This is a genomic window from Niabella sp. CPT15-335-S11 (genome assembly GCF_058792415.1).
In genome coordinates this window covers 40375-61451 of the sequence record NZ_JBYTEI010000005.1, presented here as the reverse complement: position 1 = coordinate 61451, position 21077 = coordinate 40375, and the positions used below count along the sequence as shown (strand labels likewise).

Below are 21077 nucleotides of genomic sequence, written 5' to 3'. Positions count from 1 at the left end.
AAAATCTGTTCTCCCTGATTTCCAGGCCGTTTGGGTTCTTATCTTTATTTTTTTCGTTGTAGTTAGCGGACAGGTCGCCGGGTTTTCCTAATTTAAATCCACGAACTGACCAGGTTTTTGTTGAACACGGGTGACTTTGGAAATAATCGTACCTTTAAGTATTATCCAATGATCAGGTCCCTTTTAAAAATCGGGCCCAGCATTGCTGCTGCCCTGGTCACGCGTTGAACACAGAAAATACCCATGTTATGAAAATGATTTTCGGATTAGTTTTTATTTTGCTTACTTCTTTTTTCGTCTCCTGCACCCCCAAACTGAATGTGGCCGGCACTTGGCGGATCACGAATTATGAGGCCACCCCTCCCGGTCAGAAAGCCCGGAGTTTCCATGACATAGGCACGATCAGCTTTAAAAAGAATGGAGAGGGGGAAAAAAATATCAGCTATGCACCGGAAGGAAAAGCCATGACCGATCAGTCTCCGTTTGGTTGGTACAGGACCGGCAACTGGGTAGGAATCGAAAGTCATGGTTCGGATTTTTCCAGAACCTGGATCATTACTGATCGAAAAAAGCATTGGCAAAAATGGCGGTCAACGGACGCCAAAACTGGCGTTCAGGTAATGGAACTTCGCCGCTGAATGCCATAAGCCACCTCAATTCCCGTCAATATTTGAGGGCTGAAATAATTCGGATTCCAAATGATCCTGAAAGTTGGTATATTATTTATCCACCCAAGATCGTTTACACGCGAACGAGCATATTCATGAGCCGACGAAAGGCCTCAGAAGCGGTTGAACGACTGATTTTGCCTTTCCGGCGATTCCGTGCTCCCCGGGGCTGGATTTCGATAGTACATTTATTCCGGTAATCACAAATTACGTTTTTACAAAATCAAATAAAAAATCGAAAACATGAAAAAGATTTTCATTTTGGCTGCAACGCTTATCGGACTAAATCTTGCAAGTTTTGCTCAAGCGGCTCCGGCACAAAAAAAGGAAGCAAAGAAAGAGGCCAAGGTCGTTCAAATGCACAAAGCTACCCCGGCAGCTAAAGCCACCCCGGCGGCCAGGCCCGCCCAGGCAACAAAGCCCGCACCTCCGCCCTTAACCGCCAAAAAGGAAGTGAAGCCAGCTCCTGCTGCTGCAAGCGCCCCTGGACAGGTAAAGAAAGAAGCAAACACAGGTCATGCAGCTGCTGCAGTCGCTCCGGGACATTTAAAAAAGGATGGAACACCTGACAAAAGGTTCAAAGAAAACAAACATCTGAAAAAAGATGGCACACCCGACATGCGTTACAAAGAAAATAAAGCAAAGAAATAAAAGAAATTCGACAATTTTTCCTACGGTTTGATTAAAGTGGTCCGGTTTTTACCGGGCCTTTTTTTGACTCGTATGGATTCACGAACGCCCCAAACTTTATGCTGAGTCTCATGAGCCGGGGCAGGAGTAGTCCAATTTCAAACCATGGAAGCTGAACTTACCTTTTGGTGTGAATGGAACAGACAATTCACTAACCGCGTCTTCCCCAAGCTGGGCTTTTACCTCCGTGCTTCAGATTTTGCGATCGTAAAACCCCGGTTGAACGATTATTTTTGCCGATTCACCTATATTATAATTTCTATCCTACCTGCCCGTATTAAGTTTATATCTGAAATCAGCATTAAAGAAATTAGTAAACCCAAATTTTAATTCATTAAAAAAAACTAAAAGATGAAAAAAGTACTAATCGCCGTAATTTTTATGCTGGGTATATATACCGCGTCCACGGCACAAACCACTCCGGCAAAAAAGACAGCTGCTAAGACTGAAGTTTCCAAAGCCACTAAAGCAGAAAAGGTTGAAAAGGCTGAAAAAAATGAAAAGTCCGAAAAAGCAGAAAAAGCTGAAAAGAAATCAACAAAACACAAGGCTCACAAGAAACACATGGCAAAAGCCGAAAAAGCCGAAAAGGCAACAGAAACAAAAACTAAGTAGTGTTTCAGGTCAATAAAGAGGTCGTAAGTCCCGCAGCTAACCAGCGGGACTTTTTTTGGTCCAGATAGACTGTTAATAACCAAAATCAATGAATTCATTTCATCACAACATCTGTACATTTGCGGCAAAATCAAACAGGTATGTTGAGGCGCCGGATTCTGACAGTCTTGTTATTATTGGTATCCAGCGGAGTTTTGTCTCAAAGAGTCGAAAACTGCACCGCGCAAGTGATGCTGGAAAACATGCACAGTACGCACGGTACTCAATTCCGTGGTATCAGCGGGACCTTCAGTAAACGACTAAGCAGCCACTTCAGTCTCGGAGCAGGGGTAGAGTACTCCCATTCACCCCTCCACGATGATAATGGTTGGGAACTGACCAAACTGAACTTTTTCCCGGTTTTTGTAAGTGAACAATTCCGTTTCCTGCCCAATAAGAAGTTAGCGCCCTACCTCCATCTCAGACAGGGCATTTCCTTTATCAGTTACTACCGTGAACGGCAGGCGAACCGGGGTGTGGTCTCACATGTCCGAGAAAAAGGATTCTACGGTTATGCGGGCAGTGGCGCTTTATATAAATTTAGCCGGAAATGGACCGCAAATGTGGAAGGCGGATTAAAAGCTTTTCATATATCCAATAACAACCTGGATATAAATCCGCATGGAATTACGATTGGTGTCGGGCTCATTTATCACCTTAGCAATACCTTTTAATTTACCGCCGGGAGATAACAGTTTATCATGAAGATCAATTTTCCAAAAAGTTTAACGAAAATATCACCTAAAACCTACTGGAAGGAAATTTTAGCCTTTTTCGTAATCCTTCTGGCTATCGTATTTTTCAGGAGTGAGAGACATGAACTCAGGTTAATCATGCCCCAACTTAAAGCAGCAAACGGGAAATGGGTACTTGCAGGAGTCCTGGTAACTGGCTCCTATATTTTGCTGCAAGGCGTGATGTATATCAAAAGCTTCAGGGCCATCGGCTTGCATTTGAGGCTGACAGATGCGGTAGAGCTATTTTTGAAAAGAAATTTTCTAAGTGTTTTTCTGCCTGCAGGTGGCATCAGTTCACTTGCCTATACTACTTCGCAATTAAGGAAGAAGAATCTAAACGCCACGCAAATTCACCAGGCAGGTGCCATTTACGCTTACGTGGGTCTCTTGACCGTTTTCATCATCGGTATCCCGGTAATTGCTTACACCTTATGGAACAACCACAATTTCGGGAATGCATGGGTTAGCCTCGTTGTACTGGGCATATTGCTTGGAGCAGTCTATTTCGTGGTTTGGTCGTTTCGGGGAAAAAAACCCCTGTACAACTATTTCAACAGAAAATTTCCAGCTTTGATTTCTTCTGTTGATGAAATGTTTTCCGGCGAGGTTAATCGCAAGTATTTGCGGGAAACTATTTATTATTCCATTCTAATTGAATTCTGTGGCGTTGCGCATGTTTATATTGCGATGTACGCGCTAAATCTTCCAACGTCTTTTGAGCCGGCAGCTGTTGGGTATACTATTTCTGTGGTGCTGATGATTATTTCACCTTTCCTCCGCGGACTGGGAGCTGTTGAATTTACCATGATCTTCATCTTTGAAGGCTATGGTTACCCACACAGCAACGGCCTATCAATAACTCTTCTGTACCGGATATTCGAATTCTGGCTCCCGCTTGCCGCAGGACTTTTAGCATTTGCCTGGCGGGGCAGGCAACTAGTTGCGCGCATTGTTCCAGCGATCGCTATTTTTTTTCTGGGTATTGTGAACATCGTGTCTGTAACCACCCCGCCGCTGGCAGAAAGGATCAAGCTGGAAAAACTGTATATCCCCGTTGAAATGTTGCATGCGTCCAAGCTAATGGTATTAATCCTGGGAATTTCCCTGATTGTTACAGCTGCCTACCTGATAAAGGGAATGCGGGTCGCCTGGATCCTGGCATTACTGTTTACCTTCCTCTCGCTGGTGGGTAACTTGGCCAAGGCCCTCGACTATGAAGAAGCACTTTTGTCATTGTTCATCCTGGTCCTGCTATCGTTGAGCAGCAAGCAATACCCCATCAAGACCAGTGCAAAGTGGCTACGCTTTGGGTTCACGACATTCTTTGTAGCATTATCGGCAGTCTGTATATTCGAGTTTCTGAGTTTTTATCTTATAGACAAACACCATTTTGGAATTGATTTCACCTGGGAGCAATCAGTATATCATACAGCCAGAAGTTTTCTGCTTTTTACAGATGATGGACTGAATCCACAGACCAGGTTTGGAAAGGATTTCCTGAATATCACCAAACTCCTTGGATTTTCCTCGTGGCTCTTGCTGATCTATGCGGTTATCAAACCCCGCATCATGAAGATTCAGACCACCTCCGCTTCTGAATTTGAACGGGCTAAAGAATTGTTGGGTGAATATGGCACCTCATCAGTGGACTATTTCAAAACCACATCAGATAAGCAATTGTTTTTCTCGGAGGGCACCGATGCATTTGTTTCTTACAGAGTTGCCAACAACTTCGCGGTTGTCCTCGAAGAACCCGTTTGTGCTATAGAAGATAAAGTGGATGCTCTGGAGGAGTTCGAACAACACTGTAAGTCGCATGGGCTAAAAGCGGTATATTACAGAGTAAACGAAAACAGTCTTTACTATTTTAGCAGTCTGAAAAAACAAAAAATGTTTATCGGACAGGAAGCGATCATGGATGTTGAAAATTTCAACCTGGAAGGTCGCCAAAGAAAATCGTTGCGAAACGGACTTAATAGTCTTCAAAAAAAAGGCTATAATACCGAGTGGCGGAACCCTCCGCACGCCGACGCGTTTTTGAATGAGCTACAGGAAGTATCCGACGAATGGCTGGACAAGTTCGAAAAAAAAGAGATGGTTTTTTCCCAGGGATGGTTTGACAAAACCGCTTTGAAAACCACACCCGTTATTGCGGTAAGGGATGAAGATAAAAAGATGCAGGCCTTTCTGAATATTATTCCTGATTATGTACCGGAAGAATGCACCTATGACCTCATCCGGCGAAGGGAGGAGGCTCCGGGCGGCTGCATGGACGCGATGATCATCAGACTTTGGGAATATGCCAAAGAAAATAAACTTAAGTATCTAAATCTTGGCATGATCCCGTTGAGCGGGAATTTGGCTCCCGATAGTCCCGCCGAAAGGTTACTCCAGTTTGCTTCTGTAAGAGTAGGCAGTTTAAAACATTACCATACACAAAGGGATTTTAAGGAAAAATACGCGACCATCTGGGAAAACAAATATTTGGTTTTCGGAAACGATTTTGATTTGTTGCAGCTTCCTGGCGTGCTCAATAAAGCAATGGCGCCTGATTCCTGAGAAAATAAAATCCAAATCCAATATTCCTAATAAACATCCAGCTAAATAAAAAAAATGACAAAGATCCTTTTGTTTTTATTATTTTTTATTCCCGCCCTTTCAACCCTGGCACAGTCGCCTTTAGAATCTCAGGTAAGCGAATGGAAAGGATCGACCGAGACTCCGCTGATCTTCTACATCAGCGGCGATGGCGGGATCAATAACTTCAGTTCGAAGCTTAGCGCGGGTATCAACCAGGCTGGCTATCAGGTTTTCACCCTCAATGCCAGAAATTATTTCTGGGGGAAGAAATCGCCGCAACAGGTAGCAGATGAAGTAGCAACCTTCGTCCAAAGCCGGCTGGCGAGCAGAAAAAACCAACATTGGATGCTGATCGGTTATTCATTTGGGGGAGATGTAATGCCTTTCATTATTAACCGGTTGCCAGGAGCGCTGAAAAGCAAAATTTCAAACGCAATTTTCCTGGCCCCCTCCCCCACTACCGATTTTCAGATCCGCCTGCTGGATATGGCCGGGATGAACCGAAGAAGGAGTCTGGATGTAGTAACTGAAATAAACAAAATGTCCGTAACAAGGACGGTGATCATTACTGAAAAGGACGGACCGGGCTTTCCCGTTGATAAGATCAGGGTCAGGAACCTGGAGCATGCAACACTCAAAGGAGGGCACCACTTCGAAGGAAATATCCAGTCTGTCACCGCTACAATTCTCAATTATCTGAAGTGATGCGGTTTGCTAAGATATTATTTTACTGCGCGTTTCAGACAGCCATTTGCCTCCCGCGTTTACAGGCTCAGTCAGAAACCGACAGCAGTTTTACCAAACCATTTGCCGATAAAAACGTGTTGGAAGTCTTCCCGGGCGTAAATTATACCAAATTCAAATTCACCAGTTCCTTCAACAGCCGGAGCCATTTCAACCTGGAAGCTGATAACGGCGCCTACATGGGATTGTACCTGAACTATAAGTGGCTTTCACTAAAATATGCTTTGGCCGTTCCCCGAACCCGCCTCGACAACCAGTACAATTTCAAATACAACAATCTTCAATTCAGGTTCAATACTAAAAGGATAAGCTATCATCCGTTTTATGAATCCTATAACGGCCTGTTGTACCGGAGCAGGAGACGAAAAAGGATTTTTGATGCTTACCGGAATATTCAGTACCGGAACCTGGGCGCAGACATTACCTATTTTCTGAACGGGAAAACATTTTCTTACAAAGCGGCTAATTTTTTTTCAGAGCAGCAGCTCCGGAGTGCAGGATCCTTTTTTTTAAGGGCCCAGCCTCAATGGCAGAGAATGTTATGGAAATCATCGTCTGCTGTGCTTGTGAGGGATTCAGCAACTTATTACTTGCTTACGCTTAATCCTCAATGGTTCTCATTCATTGGAAACCTTGGCTATAATTACAATATTGCCATTCAGAAAGGTAAGTTCAACATTGCACCTGCTTTTGAATCCGGGCTCGGGATCGTGAAAGAACTGAATGTAGGCAAGAATTCGTACAGGCGGGTTTATAACTTTCAGGGATGGATCAATGCGGGTTACAACGGCCCGGTCATTTATGCCTATTTTAACAGCGAATGGAGCCTGCTTAAAACGGATCTGCCTCTACGTTATATGAACAAGCTCACGTCACAGATGTCCGTCACGCTGGGTTATCGTTTTGGAGATTTTAAAAAGAAGATCCTAGGTATCCTGTGAGCGCCCCCTCTTAAACTTTCTGAAAAAGCACCGTTTCTGACTCTCTTCCGGGTTATTTTTGTCGATAAATTCTGCCCGATTGGCGATTTGAAGTCATTATTAATAAAACTTGGCCGAATTTTGCGGTATAAACCGGAACAAACCGAAAAGAATGGAAAGACAGGTATTTCAGACAACAGATGTCACGAGATGGACGCGCTTCAGGTGGACGATGAGGTTATTTTTGTTTCTGGCGGTTATATTGATCGCTGCGCTCGTCCTCATGCTATTCATCGACAGGTCTCCTTCCATCCCCTTCAAGGAAGACTACCGGAGTGTTGTAACAGCGTCTAAACCCTACTGGCAGGAAAACAAGCTCTCAAAACAGTACCGCGGCTACAGGGATGCTATCAAGGATTTGAAATTTCACACCAACTATGAAAAAGAAAAACGGGATCAGCTTCTACTGAAACGCAGTAGAAAGAAATCGGCTCCTATGATCAGCGATTCGGTTAAGTCTGTCATACAGACCTGGAAAAAGTTTCCCGCCGGGCTTCGATCAGCATTTTACGTGGCCTGGGATCCGCAGTCACTATTCTCATTGAAAAGAAATATCAAAAATCTGAACCTGGTCATACCGGAATGGTTCTTTATCGATCCCGTGGCAGACACAGTGACGACCAATGTGGACAAAGAAGGTTACAGGGTTATGAAAAACAGCGGTATAGCCATTATGCCCATCCTAAGCAATAATTACAACCGGGAATTCAGGTCAGAAGCTATTGGCCGGATATTACATGATGGAGCAAAAAGAAAACGGTTGATCCAGAACGTACTAAATCAGTGTATCAAAAATAGTTTTATAGGAATCAATGTCGACCTTGAAGATCTGAAAGAAAAAAGTGACACTTACCTGATTCGCTTTATGAAGGAGTTATCTGAGGCTTTTCACGCAAAAGGTCTTTTGGTCACCCAGAATGTGATGCCCTTCAACAATGATTACAACATTGAAGAGCTGGCAAAATATAATGATTATATTTTCTTAATGGCCTATGATGAATATTCCGCCGATGGTGATCCGGGGCCTATCAGCTCACAGCGTTGGGTGGAAGCTGCAGTCGATCAACTGGCCAAAAAAATACCTTCGGAAAAAATAATCCTGGGATTAGGCGCATTCGGCTATGACTGGCCGGTAAGAGAAGGCGTTGACCCCTCCGTAACCTATCAACAGGCTTTATCCAGAGCAAGCGCAAGTTCGGCTAAGATTAAATTTGATGATAATACGTTTAATTTGTCTTATTCTTATACTGACGGCAAAAAAGTCGTGCATCAGGTTTTTTTCACCGATGCAGCAACGATGTTTAATACCATCCGGTTTGGGTCAGAATATGGTCTCGGTGGTTTTGCCGTCTGGCGTTTAGGCAGTGAAGACAGCCGGCTTTGGAAGTTTTACAACCGGGACTTGTCCGGCGAGGGCGTAAAGACATTTAATTACAATAATCTGAGAGACGTTGGTACCACCAACGACGTGGACTATGTGGGTGACGGCGAAATCCTGGATGTGCTGAATACACCTCACACCGGGCAAATTAGACTCGATATCGACTCGTCCGAAAATATTATCACCGGCCAGGAATATTTGAGGCTCCCCAGCGCCTACCAGGTGCGGAAGATCGGACAAGGTACATCCAAACAACTTGTACTGACTTTTGACGACGGACCCGACGAAACTTATACACCTGAAATTCTTAATATATTATCAAAGCGTCACGTGCCGGGGGTCTTTTTTGTAGTAGGCCTGCAGGCAGAAAAAAATCTTCCAATATTAAAAAGGATATATAAGGAAGGTCATGAAATTGGCAACCACACGTTCACACACCGCAATATTGCGAAAGTCTCAACAGACCGGGCGGTAATAGAGCTTAAATTAACAAGGTTGTTGATTGAATCAGTAACCGGCCACAGCACTATACTTTTCCGGGCACCTTATAATGCCGACAGCGAACCCTCCACCATGGAAGAAATCATTCCGGTGGTCCTGGCCAGAAAGCAGAATTATCTGGACATTGGTGAAAATATTGACCCGGAGGACTGGCAGGTTGGCGTGAAAGCCGACACAATCGTTTCCAGGGTGCTAAAGGGAGTTGCCGAGGGCAGGGGAAATATCATTCTTCTGCACGACGCTGGTGGTGATACCCGCGAAGAGACTGTCAAAGCGCTACCAATCATTATCGATTCTCTAAAAAAACAAGGATACAGTTTTGTCAATCTAGCTACCTTGCTTGGAAAGACAAGAAACGAACTCATGCCTCCGTTGCCGAGAGGAAGCGGATACTATATCATGCAGTTTAACCTGGCCCTGGCAACAATCGTTTATTGGTTAAGTAACTTTTTCTATGCTCTTTTTCTTGTGTTTATTATCCTCGGTCTTGTCAGGCTTACTGTTATGATCATTCTCATGATCAAAGAAAAAAGAAAGGAAAAGAAAAGGGTATTCAGACCGGAGTCTATAAAAGAATTTCCCCTTGTTTCCATTATAGTACCAGCTTATAACGAGGAAGTGAATGCCGTTTCATCGCTCCACAACCTGCTCAACCAGGATTACCCCAATTACAATATTATTTTCGTTGACGATGGCAGCAAGGACAGTACCTGGCAGAAGGTTAATGAAGCTTTTTCGAAGCATCCGCAAGTCAAAATATTCACTAAACCCAATGGGGGAAAGGCTTCGGCATTGAATTATGGTATTTTACAAACAGAGGCGCCATACGTGGTTTGTATTGATGCCGATACGAAGCTTTATCCGGATGCAGTTTCAAAAATGATGATCCATTTTCTGGATGAAAAGGCCACGGCTAATGTGGGTGCGGTTGCCGGGAATGTGAAAGTGGGCAACGAAGTAAACCTGTTGACCAAATGGCAGGCCATTGAATATACGACCAGTCAGAACTTTGACCGGCGTGCGTTTTCAAATGTCAATGCTATCACTGTGGTGCCGGGTGCGATAGGCGCGTTCAGAAAAGAAGCCATTCGGGAGGCAGGCGGTTTCACGACAGACACACTGGCGGAAGACTGCGATCTGACCATTCGAATCCTGCGGGCAGGATACATTATCGAAAATGAAAACGGTGCCGTAGCAATTACAGAAGCTCCCGAAAAAACCAGGCAATTTATTAAACAACGCACCCGCTGGTCTTTCGGCGTAATGCAAACTTTCTGGAAGCACCGGGATACGCTGTTTAACAAGGATTACAAAGGACTGGGATTATGGGCCATGCCGAATATCCTCATTTTTCAGTTCATTATCCCCTTCTTTTCCCCGCTGGCTGACCTGTTCATGCTATTTGGACTATTTTCAGGGAATGCCGCAAAAATCTTGTTGTATTATGGGATCTTTATGTTGGTAGATATCAGTATCTCGGTGGTAGCCTTCATATTTGAAAAAGAAAAACCTGGCAAGCTCATCTGGATTATTCCGCAACGCTTTGTGTATCGCTGGATCATGTATGTTGTGTTGTTTAAGAGTCTATTAAAAGCTATTAAGGGCGAGCTTCAGCAATGGGGCGTTTTAAAAAGGACCGGAAATGTGAGAGAGATCCAGATGGCGAAAAATTAACAGAAAATAAAAAAATACTTTAACTATCTGGAAGGCTCCTATAACGGAGGATTATCAGACTGACACCAGTTCTTTTTTGTTGCTAGGAAAGATCCTACGCTTGCCCGCGATTAGACTGTTATTCGACAGAACCCGCTCCGGGACTGAATCCCGATTCTATAAAATCGGGTATTTGTCTGCCGGGAAAAAAATAAAAAACATTAGCCGGTCAAAAAAAATTCCGCTGAATACCAAATTGGTATTATCTTTGTTGAATGAGTGAATACTCATTCAATTATTATTTATGGCAAGACCAATAGACCTAAATAAAATAGAAAGCATAAAGAAGGTGACCATTCAGCAGGTGGTGGAAAAAGGATACGGCGGCGCCTCGGTCTCAGATATAGCTAAAAAAGCAGGCGTCTCAGAGGGCTACCTGTATAATTTTTACAAAGGCAAGGAAGACCTCGTCAACCGGCTCCTTTTTGAAGCAGTTGGTCAATTAATGGATAACCTGGATAAACTGTTAAAAGAAGATAAGCTAACGGTCCGGGATATTGTTGAAAGCCTTATCCAGTACCTGTTTGACCTGGCACTGAAAGAGCCGGAAAAATTAAAATTCATGTTCGTATTGATGCATGAATACAAGTTTAACCTACAAGCAGCGCAACGAAAACGAATCAGCAAGCTATGTCAAATGTTGAAAGCAAAGGGTACGCAGACCGGAGAGATCGCTCCCGATACGGAAGAGGAAACGATCTATCTCTCTGCTGTAATACTTCCCATTCACTACATCAACCTGAAATTTAAAAAATTTTTCAACGCATCCGGACTGACTCAATCGCAGGTAAAAAAACTGCTTACTGTTTGTCTACATTCTCTTAAATAATGCATTTTTCGAAAATATTATTCCCCGCCCTTTTCATTTTCCCCCTTTCCTCTTATACTCAGGACGCCGCGGTCCCTGCTTCGAAGTCTATGACATTTGGGGATGCAATGGCATTAATGAGGCAAAACAACCACCTCATTAAACAGACCGACTATCTGATCCGGGAGAAACAGGCAGAAGCCGCTTCAAGGAAGAGCTTATATTATCCAAAGGTTGGCCTGAGTGGCGGTTACGCCGTCATGCAAAAAGATATCACTTTAAATCTAGAACCCGTACGGGATGCCATCACGCCATTATACAGTGCACTCGGCCATTACGGAAATTTTTCCGGTGTTGCCAATCCGGATCCTGTTACCAATAAACAAGTGCCGGTACTCCCTGACGACCTGTCAACCCGGTTAGTACGCGAAAAAATGCTTGGTGGCTTGCAAACGGTACAGCAAGCAAACTGGACACCCATTATTCAGGATAAATATTTTGGATCTCTGGTGGCAACCACACAAGTCCCGGTGTTCACGGGTGGAAAAATAAAAGCAGCTAATCGCGCTGCAACGATTGAAGAGAAAGAAGCCAGCGTAGAAATGAATATAAAAAAAGGCGAGTTGATCTGCGAACTGGCAGACAGATACTTTGGCCTGAAACTGGCAGAACAAGCCGAGACTGTGAGACAGGAAGTCCTGAATGGCATGAATAGAAATCTGGAGGATGCAAAAAAAATGGAACAACAAGGTATGCTGGCGCATGCTGAAGTGTTGAATGCACAGGTTTCCCAGGCCCAGGCTGATCGCGAATACAAGAAAGCAATCCGGACCACCGAACTCTTAAATCAGGCATTGACCAATTCGCTGGCATTCGTTCAGGATGAAAATATTAAGCCAACCACTAACTTGTTTTATATCACCAACCTGGAACCGGTTGAATATTTTAAAAAGTTAGCGTTGTCCGACAATCCTCAGTTACAGCAAGTCCGGTCAAAAATGGAACTTACGCAGCAGGGTGTGAATGTAGAAAAGGCAGCCTGGTTTCCTGATATTGCAGTCGCCGGAGCCTACAATCTAGTCAGACCTACCCCACTCTTGCCAAACTGGTTTGCAGGTGTCGGCGCAAAGTGGACCTTGTTTGACGGATTTGCAAGAAACAACCGGATCAAGGCCGCAAAATTCAAAACAGAACAAGTCAGGGAAGCGGAGCTTAAAGCTTCCAGTGATGTCAGCACAATGATCGAAAAGCTGCACAAGACCTTACAAATGTACATCGACCAGATTTCCGCCATCAATCAGTCACAAATTTTTGCCGAGGAATACCTGAATGCACGTAAGAAAGGTTTTGCCGCAGACATGAATTCGACAACCGAAGTCATCAATGCAAGGCTGGGCCTTTCAAAAGTAAAAATAGAAAAGCTGGAAGCCATGTATGGGTTCGATAAGACCCTGGCTGAATTGCTAAAATTCTCTGGGTTTGCAGATCAATTTGAAAATTACAAGAACTCACATAATTCTATTGAAGAAAACTATCAAACACCCTCCAATGAAAAATAAAGGATTCATATTAGTTATTATCGGAATAGTCCTGTTTACTGGTTTTATCATTTTCTCATTTACAGTTATTAACAAACCTCAACCCCTCGAAGTGCAAGGAGAAGTGGATGCCCGGACTGTTAAAGTGGCGTCCAAGCTGGTCGGCAGAATTTCAAACCTGACCGTTCACAAAGGCGATCAGGTTAAGCAGGGCCAGTTGCTTTACACCTTCAGCAGTCCGGAACTGGATGCAAAAATGACCCAGGCGAGTGCGGCGCTGAGCGGCGCCGAAGCACAAAATAATAAAGCCATCAACGGTGCCCAGCCGGAAGATGTTCAGGCAGCTTATGACATGTATCAGAAAGCGCTAACTGGTGCTGATATTGCCCGCAAAACTTACGAAAGAGTGAACAGCCTTTTCAAAGACGGTGTTGTCCCCGCGCAGAAAAAGGATGAAGCGGAAGCCCAGTATTCCGCAGCCTTACAAACTGCCAATGCAGCGAAATCGACCTGGGAGAAAGCCAGGAAAGGAACAAGGATCGAAGACAAAGCGGCATCAACAGCCATTGTTCAAAGAGCGAAAGGGATGGTTCAGGAAGTCAACTCCTATAAACATGAAACGTCTATCTCCGCACCAATTACCGGTGAGGTCGCTGATATCATTGCAGAGGAAGGGGAATTAGTATCTGCAGGTTACCCGGTGGTTACGCTTACAGACCTGAACGAGACCTGGGTCGTGTTCAACCTGCGAGAGGACTTGTTGGCCGATATTCAGAAAGGGTCAATTATCCCTGCGGTCTTCCCTGCCCTCAAAAACAAAACGATACCGCTGAAAGTAACCTACATCAAAGTTCTTGGCCAGTTTGCGACCTGGAATGCCACCAAAACCTCGGGTGATTTTGATATGAAAACCTTTGAAGTACACGCAGTACCGACTGTAGCTACAGCGGGTCTGCGCCCCGGAATGTCAGCTATTGTTAACTGGGATAAGGTCAGGCAAAAAAGCAGATCATGAAGGGTATTCTTAAAGTGATGGCGAGGGAGTTCAGGAGAATTGTTGCATCACCAGTTGTATTTACGATGGTTCTGATAGGACCCGTTGTTGCCTTTTTCCTGATAACGCTTATTTTCAAATCCGGCGTGCCGAGGGAACTGCCGGTAGCCATCGTGGACCTTGATCATTCATCACTCACTAGAAAAGCTGCACTGATGATTGACGCCACACCCATTGCCAGGATCAACAGAAACTTTGCCGACCTGAGAGAAGCCAAAGAAGCGATGGAGCAGGGTATGGTTGATGCCATCATCTTTTTTGACAGGGGGACAGAGGAAAATATTATGACGGGTTCCAACAGCGATGTAGCTGTTTACATCAATAACGCCAACATTATCAAAGGCAGCCTGCTATACAGTGGTATTCAGAAATCCTTACAGACCCTTTCCTCCGGAATTAAGCTGCGAAACCGGTTGGCAACCGGCGAAACAGGAAAGGAAGCATTGTCGGGAGTAATGCCGGTGAGGATCCACGCTGAGATTCTATCCAACCCATACATGAACTATTCCTTTTTTATCACGTTCATCCTGATGCCCGTCATGCTGGTTTTGTTTACTCTTTTCGGAACCCTCTACGCAATAGGTAACGATTTGTATGAAGGTACCGCACCTTCCTGGATCAGGATGGCAGGGAACAACATGTATGTAGCCCTGACTGGTAAGATTCTACCTTACACAATACTTTACCTGATCGTGGCAGCGGTAATGAATATCAATTTATTTTATATCATCGGCGCCCCATTAAAGGGAAATTTCCTGTTCATTTTATTCTCTGAGTTACTGCTGATCATCAGCTATCAGTCTGTCGCTATTATACTAATCAGTTTAACTTCTAACCTGCGTTTATCCTTGTCGCTGGCGAGTGCCTACTCTATGCTGGCAATTACGTATGCAGGTCTATCTTATCCCATATTCAGCATGCCAGCCATCGCAAAGGTTTTGAGTCGGATTTTCCCTTTGACTTATTGGCTGGATGCGTTTATGGGACAGTCGCTGAGGTCGGGACCATTAGCCTACAGTTTTAGCTATCTGTGGTATCTCGTATTCTTCATTTTGTTGGGGTTCTTCTTTATTCCGCATCTGAAATACGTCTGTAACAACAGTAAATATTGGGGTAAATTATAAAACATTATGCAGGCATTCAGATCAATAGTGAGCGGGTTTAAACAAATTGGAATTTATTTCTCGGGAGAAGTCAGAGAAATTTTCAGGGATAGCGGGGCAATCGTACTTTTTCTCCTGGCTATGATCGTTTATCCGGTAGCATATGCATTCGGCTATCTCAATGAAACCGCACGCGAAATACCCGTGGCTTTCGTTGACCTGAACCATACATCTTTAAGCCGAAAATTCGGCCGGATGCTGGACGCGACAGAACAGGTCAAAATAAAGGCCAGGGAAAACAGTCTGGTAGAAGCTGAGGATCTCTATTATAAAAATGAAATTGCCGGAATCATTTTGGTAGATAAGGATTTTGAGAAAAAGATTCTCTCAGGATCCAGTGGATCGATCAGTGTGTATAGTGATGCGGGGCATTTCTTGCTATATAAACAAGTCTACTCGGCTACAGTTTTCGCGGGTCAGACTCTTGGTGCTGCGATTGAGGCAAACAGTCTCTTAAATAAAGGAAAAACAAAAGAACAGGCGCTCAAGCTGAGAGACCCATTGAGCATCAAAGTGTCAACGCTTTACAATCCTTCTGGGGGATATGCATCTTTTATTGTCCCCGCAATCATTATCATTCTGACGCAGCAGACTTTGCTGATCGGAATAGGTTTGCTCTATGGCAAACATAACGAGCGAAGAAATTATCATTTCTTACGTAACGGCCCACGCCGCCCATTCGAGGAAGTCAAAATTGTAACCGGCCAGGCGATGGCATTTACATTGATTTACCTGGTTACCACTTTCTTAATTCTTGGAATTTTCTACACCATGACTTCTTTACCGGCTAAAAATTCTTTTGCGAGAATTTATTATTTGCTGATTCCGTATCTGGCCACGGTAAGCTTCATGGGAATCGGCTTAGGACTTCTTTTCTCCAAAAGAGTTTACGCGCTCGTATTCCTGGTGTTCCTTTCGCCTATATTATTTTCCGTATCAGGAGCGGCCTGGCCCGCCACCTCTCTCCCCTATTCGCTCAGGCTGGCATCTTACATCCTTCCCAGCACACCCATGGTTCAGGCATTTATAAAAATCCGGGTGATGGGAAGTAGCTTGAATGCGATATCAGAAGAATATAGCCTGATGTTGATCCAAATGGCCGCCTATTTCCTGGCTGCCTGTCTTATTTATAAAGTAAAACTTTACAAGCTCAGGAAAGATCTAAGCCAAGACTGAGTCGATCCAGGGCAATGCTTCCTTCAAACCTCATCATCGCGGACAATTGATCTAAAGGTTTCTGTAAATATCACTTATTAGTTATATTTATGATATCCGGTTTCACCTATTTGCGTAATTTCAGTAAACTAGCGTTAATAGCAACAACGATAGTACTGACACTCATGAGCACAGCCCCCATAGCGGGGCTCAAAACAAACTTCGGATACAGCACACCTGCAGCGAGGGGTATGGCAATAGCGTTGTAACCTACTGCCCAGACCAAATTTTGAACCATTTTTGAATACGTTCTCTTGCCAAAATCGATCAGTTTTACAACATCCTCCGGATCACTGTTCACCAGGATGATATCGGCAGTTTCCGCCGCCACATCGGTACCCGAGCCAACCGCAATACCAACATCTGCCTGAGCTAATGCCGGAGCATCATTTACCCCGTCTCCCGTCATAGCTACAACGCTACCATGTTGCTGAAACTCCTTTACTTTTTCCTGTTTTTGGTGCGGGAGGACATTAGCCATAAACCCATCCATATTCAATTTACGCGCTACCGCTCCTGCTACTTTTTCATTATCGCCCGTAAGCAGGAACGAACTGACCCCCATTTTCTTTAAATCTTCGACCGCTTTGGCCGATCCTTCCCTGATCTGGTCGGACAACGTGATAATCCCCACCGGTACCTGATCTATCATCACAAAAGTCACGGTTTCCATATCCTGATCAATTGATGCGGGAATTTCAGGAATCGTCAGATTATTTTTTACAAAATAATTTGGGCCGGCCGCAATTACCTCCTTATCATTTACCCTGGCTGAAACACCAATTCCCTGTAAGTATTTAAAGTCGGCAGAGTGCCACAATTCAAGATTTTTTTCCCTCAACATATTCATAATTCCCTTCGCAATATGGTGTTCAGAATTTTGTTGAACAGCTGCAGCGTATTGCAATATATCACTCTCAGAAAATGTGCTATCGATCGATACGATATGCTGTACCGCGTGTGCCCCCTTTGTGAGTGTGCCGGTTTTATCAAATATAATCGTCGATAAATTTCTGGTAGCTTCAAAGGCTGTCCGGTTGCGAATAAGCAGACCATTGGTGGCTGATAGGGTGGTTGAAATGGCTACCACCAGTGGAATTGCAACACCTAAAGCGTGAGGGCAGGCTGTAACCATAACGGTAACCATTCTTTCCAGAGCAAAAGAAATACTGCCATTGCCCGACGCAAACCAATAAATGAAAGTCACTACTCCCACTACAATAGCGATGATCGTAAGCCATTTGGCCACTCGATCGGCAAGATTCTGGGTCTTGGACTTCGTTTCCTGAGCCGACTGCACCAGATCAATCACTTTGTTCAAATAACTGTCTTTACCAACGCCTGTAGCCCTTACTTTAAGTAGGCCATCCCCGTTAATAGACCCGGCAATCACTTTGCCTTTTACCTCTTTTCTCACGGGAACACTCTCGCCGGTCAGCATACTTTCGTTCACAGACGAACTACCCTCCTCAACAGTACCATCAGCCGCTATTTTCTCACCAGGCTTAATAATGATAAGATCACCATTTCTAAGTTCACTCAGGTTTATTTTTGCAGCTTGTCCTTCTCTTTCAATGGTAACGTCAGCAGGCAGAAGCTCCACCAAAGATTTTAACGCCCTGGAGGCGCTCATTTCTGAGCGCATTTCGAGCCAGTGCCCTAATAACATGATATCAATCAGCGTTGCCAGCTCCCAGAAAAAATCCATCCCCGGCAGACCAAAAACTACTGCGACACTATAGATATAAGACACCGAAATGGCAAGCGCGACCAGCGTCATCATGCCAATAGCGTTTGCCCTGATCTCACTGATCATTCCTTTAAAGAACGGCATACCTCCGTAGAAAAAAATCACAGTGCTGAACAGCAGCAATACATACGTATCGCCGTAAAATGAAATCTTAATTCCCGACCATTCTTGTATCATCGGTGACAGTAACAGAACCGGTACTGTAAGAATCACGGATATCCAAAATCTTTTCAAAAAATCACCTGTATGGTGCCCCGCATGTTTGTTGTAACCATGGTGATCGTGCGCGTGTTCGTGATTGAGCATCTCACTGCCGTGGTGAGAATCGTGCGCATGTTCATGATTGTGCATCTCACTGCTGTGTTGGTGATCGTGGGTATGTTCGTGTGGGGTGGGACTGTGTTCCGTTTCCACCGGGACTAAGTCCATGCCGCATATCGGGCATTTTCCGGGCTCATCTCTGAGGATCTGAGGGTGCATGGGGCAGGTGTATTTTCTGATCATATTTGATTTTTTTAATTTGTACTCAGACTGTCAACCATTTTGCTTAACCAATTAATCAAGGAGGTTTCCTGCGATTTTGAAAGATTTGCTTCCCTGTGCAACAACTTGTAAGAGGCTAGTGGCATCTCCCCATCGCGTACCTGGTTCAACATGGCCTTTAGCTTACTCCGCTGCTTCCGTTGAGTGTACCGGCCAAACTCATCCATATTGAGCTCTTCTTTCCCAGCACGAATATGATAGTTCAGAAGCCACCCAACAGGCTGCACCTGGGCATACCAGGGATACCGGGTTTTGTTCGAGTGGCAATCATAACAGGACGTAGCAATAATAATTCTCACATCCCCGGGTACACTGTACAGTAAAGGTAAAGAATTAGGTCCTTCATGCTCCCCACCTTTATTCAGGGTGGGTCTGATCAACTGCGCCAGCACCAGGAGTGCCACCAAAACTATCGCAACTCTCTTAGGCCACTTCATAGCAACTATTTCGTAAGTGTCTCACTGATTTCACCACAGGATGCCATGTCACTTTTGCCGCCATAATAGGGGTTTTTAATCTCATTGCTCTCACTTAACCAGGAGGCTTTCATCATCGAGCAGTATTCTTTATACATCGTTTGGGGTACACCAGTTGCCATTACCAAATCATAGATGTCATTACTCAAGTCCTGGAAATGCTCCCGTTGGTGCTTAATATCACGAGCATTGGTTGCAATATGTTGGGCGTGCTCATTGGCTGTAGAATAGACATCGTTGAACACCGCAAGTTTATCCTTTGTTAATGAAGCCTTATCGAATCCTTCCAATGCACCAGAAAGGGCTTTTCCGCCGGTTGCGGCAGCGGCGGCGTTATCGTTAACCAGTGCATCCTTTATACGTAAATAGGCTTCAACAACCGCGCCAAGTCCCGCTGGAGCTTCACCTACTGACTTTTTTACATTCATTCCATCAGCGTTCATGCTATCGTTCATGTTCATACCTTCATGCATATTCATGCTATCGTGCATGCCTGTATGATCCATACCCCCATCGGTTTCAGATTTTTTGCCGGAACTGCTATTGCACGCTGTGAGCACTAAAACCGCCGAAGCAGCCAGACCAATCATTAAATTTTTCATCTTTGTCATTTTGTTTTTTTAAATTAATATAAATCGTATTTTACATTTTACTCATGTCGTGACCAGCCATCGGGTCGGCGCCATTTTTTAAAATAAATTCACTATTCAACAAATATGCGCCGGATACCACTACCTGGTCTCCTTCCTTCAGTCCCGAAAGAATTTCTATACTGTTCCCTTCCTCATGTCCCACCTGAACCATTTGACTTTTAAAGCTGCCATCGGCTGTGCGAATCCAGATCATTGCGCCTTTTCCGTCACGCAAGACCGCATCTATCGGCATAACCATTGATTTATGGGCAGGATTCTGAAAAGTCACATACACAGGCATCCCCGGCTTCAACAGGTTCTTTTGATTGGGTACTGCGACACGGAGGACGTTGATCCTTACAGCAGGATCCACCTCGGGATCCGCAAACGTGATTCTACCCCTTATTTCTGTGTTACCCAGATCAGGGATCTTTACGATAGCGATGCTGTTGTCGTTAATGGAAGTCAATTGCGATGTGAACGCCTGTGTTTCCGCCCAAAGCGTAGAAAGGTTCGCCACACTTAAAACCGTGCCACCATCCATGGCATAACCACCTTCCAACACATCAATCGAAGTAACGTATCCCGAAACCGGACTGTAAAATGTCGTGAGCGGCGTAGCTTTATTGGAGGTTGCCAGTTTCTTAACCTGACTTTCACTCATCCCATACAGTAAAAGTTTATATTTCGCACTTTGCAGCAACTGATCGAATGGTACGGTCGTATTACCTTCAAAAGCATTCTTCCTTTCCAACGCCAATAAGTACTCTTGCTTGACATTATTCAGCTCTTCGCTATAAATTTCAAATACCGGAGCGCCTTTTGTAATATAATCACCCACATTCTTAAAATACAATTTCTCAATTCGCCCCATAACTCGCGCGCTGATAGCTTCCCTTTTATTCTGATCGAAGTTCAGAACGCCTGCAAGCGTTATACTGGAACCCATCACACCGGTTCTTATCGTATCCACCTTAATATTACCCAACTGGATCTGTTCGTCATTTAACAACAAAGCATTGGGATCTTTGGTCACCTTCTTTTTTGCGGGTACAAGATCCATATGGCAAATAGGACATTTCCCCGGCTTATCGGATACAACCTGCGGATGCATTGAACAGGTGTAATAGGTATCATGATCCTTATGTACATCTTTTTTAGTCTTGCATGAAAAAAGCAATATCAGGCTAAAAATTATTAAATAGGCAATTGGTTTCATCTATATTTTTTTTATGTTTTAATATTCCCGC

17 protein-coding genes are annotated in these 21077 nt (G+C 44.3%); 13 read left to right on the top strand and 4 right to left on the bottom strand.

The genetic code is table 11. The features are described 5' to 3' along the window. Positions 1–248: 248 nt before the first annotated feature. From AC3WS5_RS13730 to AC3WS5_RS13670, 13 genes are all read left to right on the top strand, one after another. A complete protein-coding gene (locus tag AC3WS5_RS13730) occupies positions 249–638 on the top strand; it encodes a hypothetical protein (protein WP_492467969.1) in 390 nt (129 codons plus the stop codon). A 273-nt stretch (positions 639–911) separates the two neighbouring features. Then, positions 912–1319 (top strand): hypothetical protein, encoded by a 408-nt coding sequence (locus tag AC3WS5_RS13725; RefSeq protein WP_492467968.1) that lies wholly within the window; start codon positions 912–914, stop codon positions 1317–1319. 390 nt (positions 1320–1709) lie between these two features. Then, positions 1710–1973, top strand: coding sequence for a hypothetical protein (locus AC3WS5_RS13720; RefSeq protein WP_492467967.1), 264 nt, complete (start codon positions 1710–1712; stop codon positions 1971–1973). 140 nt (positions 1974–2113) lie between these two features. Further along, positions 2114–2686, top strand: coding sequence for a hypothetical protein (locus AC3WS5_RS13715; RefSeq protein WP_492467966.1), 573 nt, complete (start codon positions 2114–2116; stop codon positions 2684–2686). A 27-nt stretch (positions 2687–2713) separates the two neighbouring features. Next, the gene (locus AC3WS5_RS13710; RefSeq protein WP_492467965.1) at positions 2714–5308 is read left to right on the top strand and encodes a phosphatidylglycerol lysyltransferase domain-containing protein; all 2595 of its coding nucleotides are present in this window, start codon (positions 2714–2716) and stop codon (positions 5306–5308) included. A 54-nt stretch (positions 5309–5362) separates the two neighbouring features. After that, on the top strand, positions 5363–6034 hold the full coding sequence (locus AC3WS5_RS13705) for an AcvB/VirJ family lysyl-phosphatidylglycerol hydrolase (protein WP_492467964.1): 672 nt from the start codon (positions 5363–5365) through the stop codon (positions 6032–6034). Then, on the top strand, positions 6034–7014 hold the full coding sequence (locus AC3WS5_RS13700) for a DUF4421 family protein (protein WP_492467963.1): 981 nt from the start codon (positions 6034–6036) through the stop codon (positions 7012–7014). Before AC3WS5_RS13705 ends, AC3WS5_RS13700 begins: the two co-directional genes overlap by 1 nt. A gap of 151 nt (positions 7015–7165) precedes the next feature. Then, positions 7166–10609, top strand: a complete 3444-nt coding sequence (locus tag AC3WS5_RS13695) for a trifunctional glycoside hydrolase family 18/polysaccharide deacetylase/glycosyltransferase family 2 protein (RefSeq protein ID WP_492467962.1) — start codon at positions 7166–7168, stop codon at positions 10607–10609. Between the two features lie 283 nt (positions 10610–10892). Next, the gene (locus AC3WS5_RS13690; RefSeq protein WP_492467961.1) at positions 10893–11477 is read left to right on the top strand and encodes a TetR/AcrR family transcriptional regulator; all 585 of its coding nucleotides are present in this window, start codon (positions 10893–10895) and stop codon (positions 11475–11477) included. Continuing rightward, entirely contained in the window at positions 11477–13015 is a 1539-nt protein-coding gene (locus tag AC3WS5_RS13685) for a TolC family protein (protein WP_492467960.1), read from the top strand. The genes AC3WS5_RS13690 and AC3WS5_RS13685 overlap by 1 nt, the downstream gene beginning before the upstream one ends. After that, positions 13005–14009 (top strand): HlyD family secretion protein, encoded by a 1005-nt coding sequence (locus tag AC3WS5_RS13680; RefSeq protein WP_492467959.1) that lies wholly within the window; start codon positions 13005–13007, stop codon positions 14007–14009. Before AC3WS5_RS13685 ends, AC3WS5_RS13680 begins: the two co-directional genes overlap by 11 nt. Beyond that, positions 14006–15172: an ABC transporter permease gene (locus tag AC3WS5_RS13675; protein ID WP_492467958.1), complete on the top strand. Its 1167-nt coding sequence runs from the start codon at positions 14006–14008 to the stop codon at positions 15170–15172. The genes AC3WS5_RS13680 and AC3WS5_RS13675 overlap by 4 nt, the downstream gene beginning before the upstream one ends. A 6-nt stretch (positions 15173–15178) precedes the next feature. After that, positions 15179–16387, top strand: a complete 1209-nt coding sequence (locus AC3WS5_RS13670; RefSeq protein ID WP_492467957.1) for an ABC transporter permease — start codon at positions 15179–15181, stop codon at positions 16385–16387. A gap of 106 nt (positions 16388–16493) precedes the next feature. On the opposite strand, the gene AC3WS5_RS13665 is transcribed toward AC3WS5_RS13670, so the two are convergent. Genes AC3WS5_RS13665 through AC3WS5_RS13650 form a run of 4 tightly spaced genes read right to left on the bottom strand, consistent with a single transcriptional unit; the run spans position 16494 to position 21046 of the window. Continuing rightward, entirely contained in the window at positions 16494–18680 is a 2187-nt protein-coding gene (locus AC3WS5_RS13665) for a heavy metal translocating P-type ATPase (protein WP_492467956.1), read from the bottom strand. Between the two features lie 11 nt (positions 18681–18691). Further along, complete coding sequence (locus AC3WS5_RS13660) at positions 18692–19156, bottom strand: heme-binding domain-containing protein (RefSeq protein WP_492467955.1); 465 nt, start codon at positions 19154–19156, stop codon at positions 18692–18694. 5 nt (positions 19157–19161) lie between these two features. Beyond that, positions 19162–19806, bottom strand: a complete 645-nt coding sequence (locus tag AC3WS5_RS13655) for a DUF3347 domain-containing protein (RefSeq protein ID WP_492467954.1) — start codon at positions 19804–19806, stop codon at positions 19162–19164. 31 nt (positions 19807–19837) lie between these two features. After that, positions 19838–21046, bottom strand: a complete 1209-nt coding sequence (locus AC3WS5_RS13650) for an efflux RND transporter periplasmic adaptor subunit (RefSeq protein WP_492467953.1) — start codon at positions 21044–21046, stop codon at positions 19838–19840. Between the last annotated feature and the right edge of the window lie 31 nt (positions 21047–21077).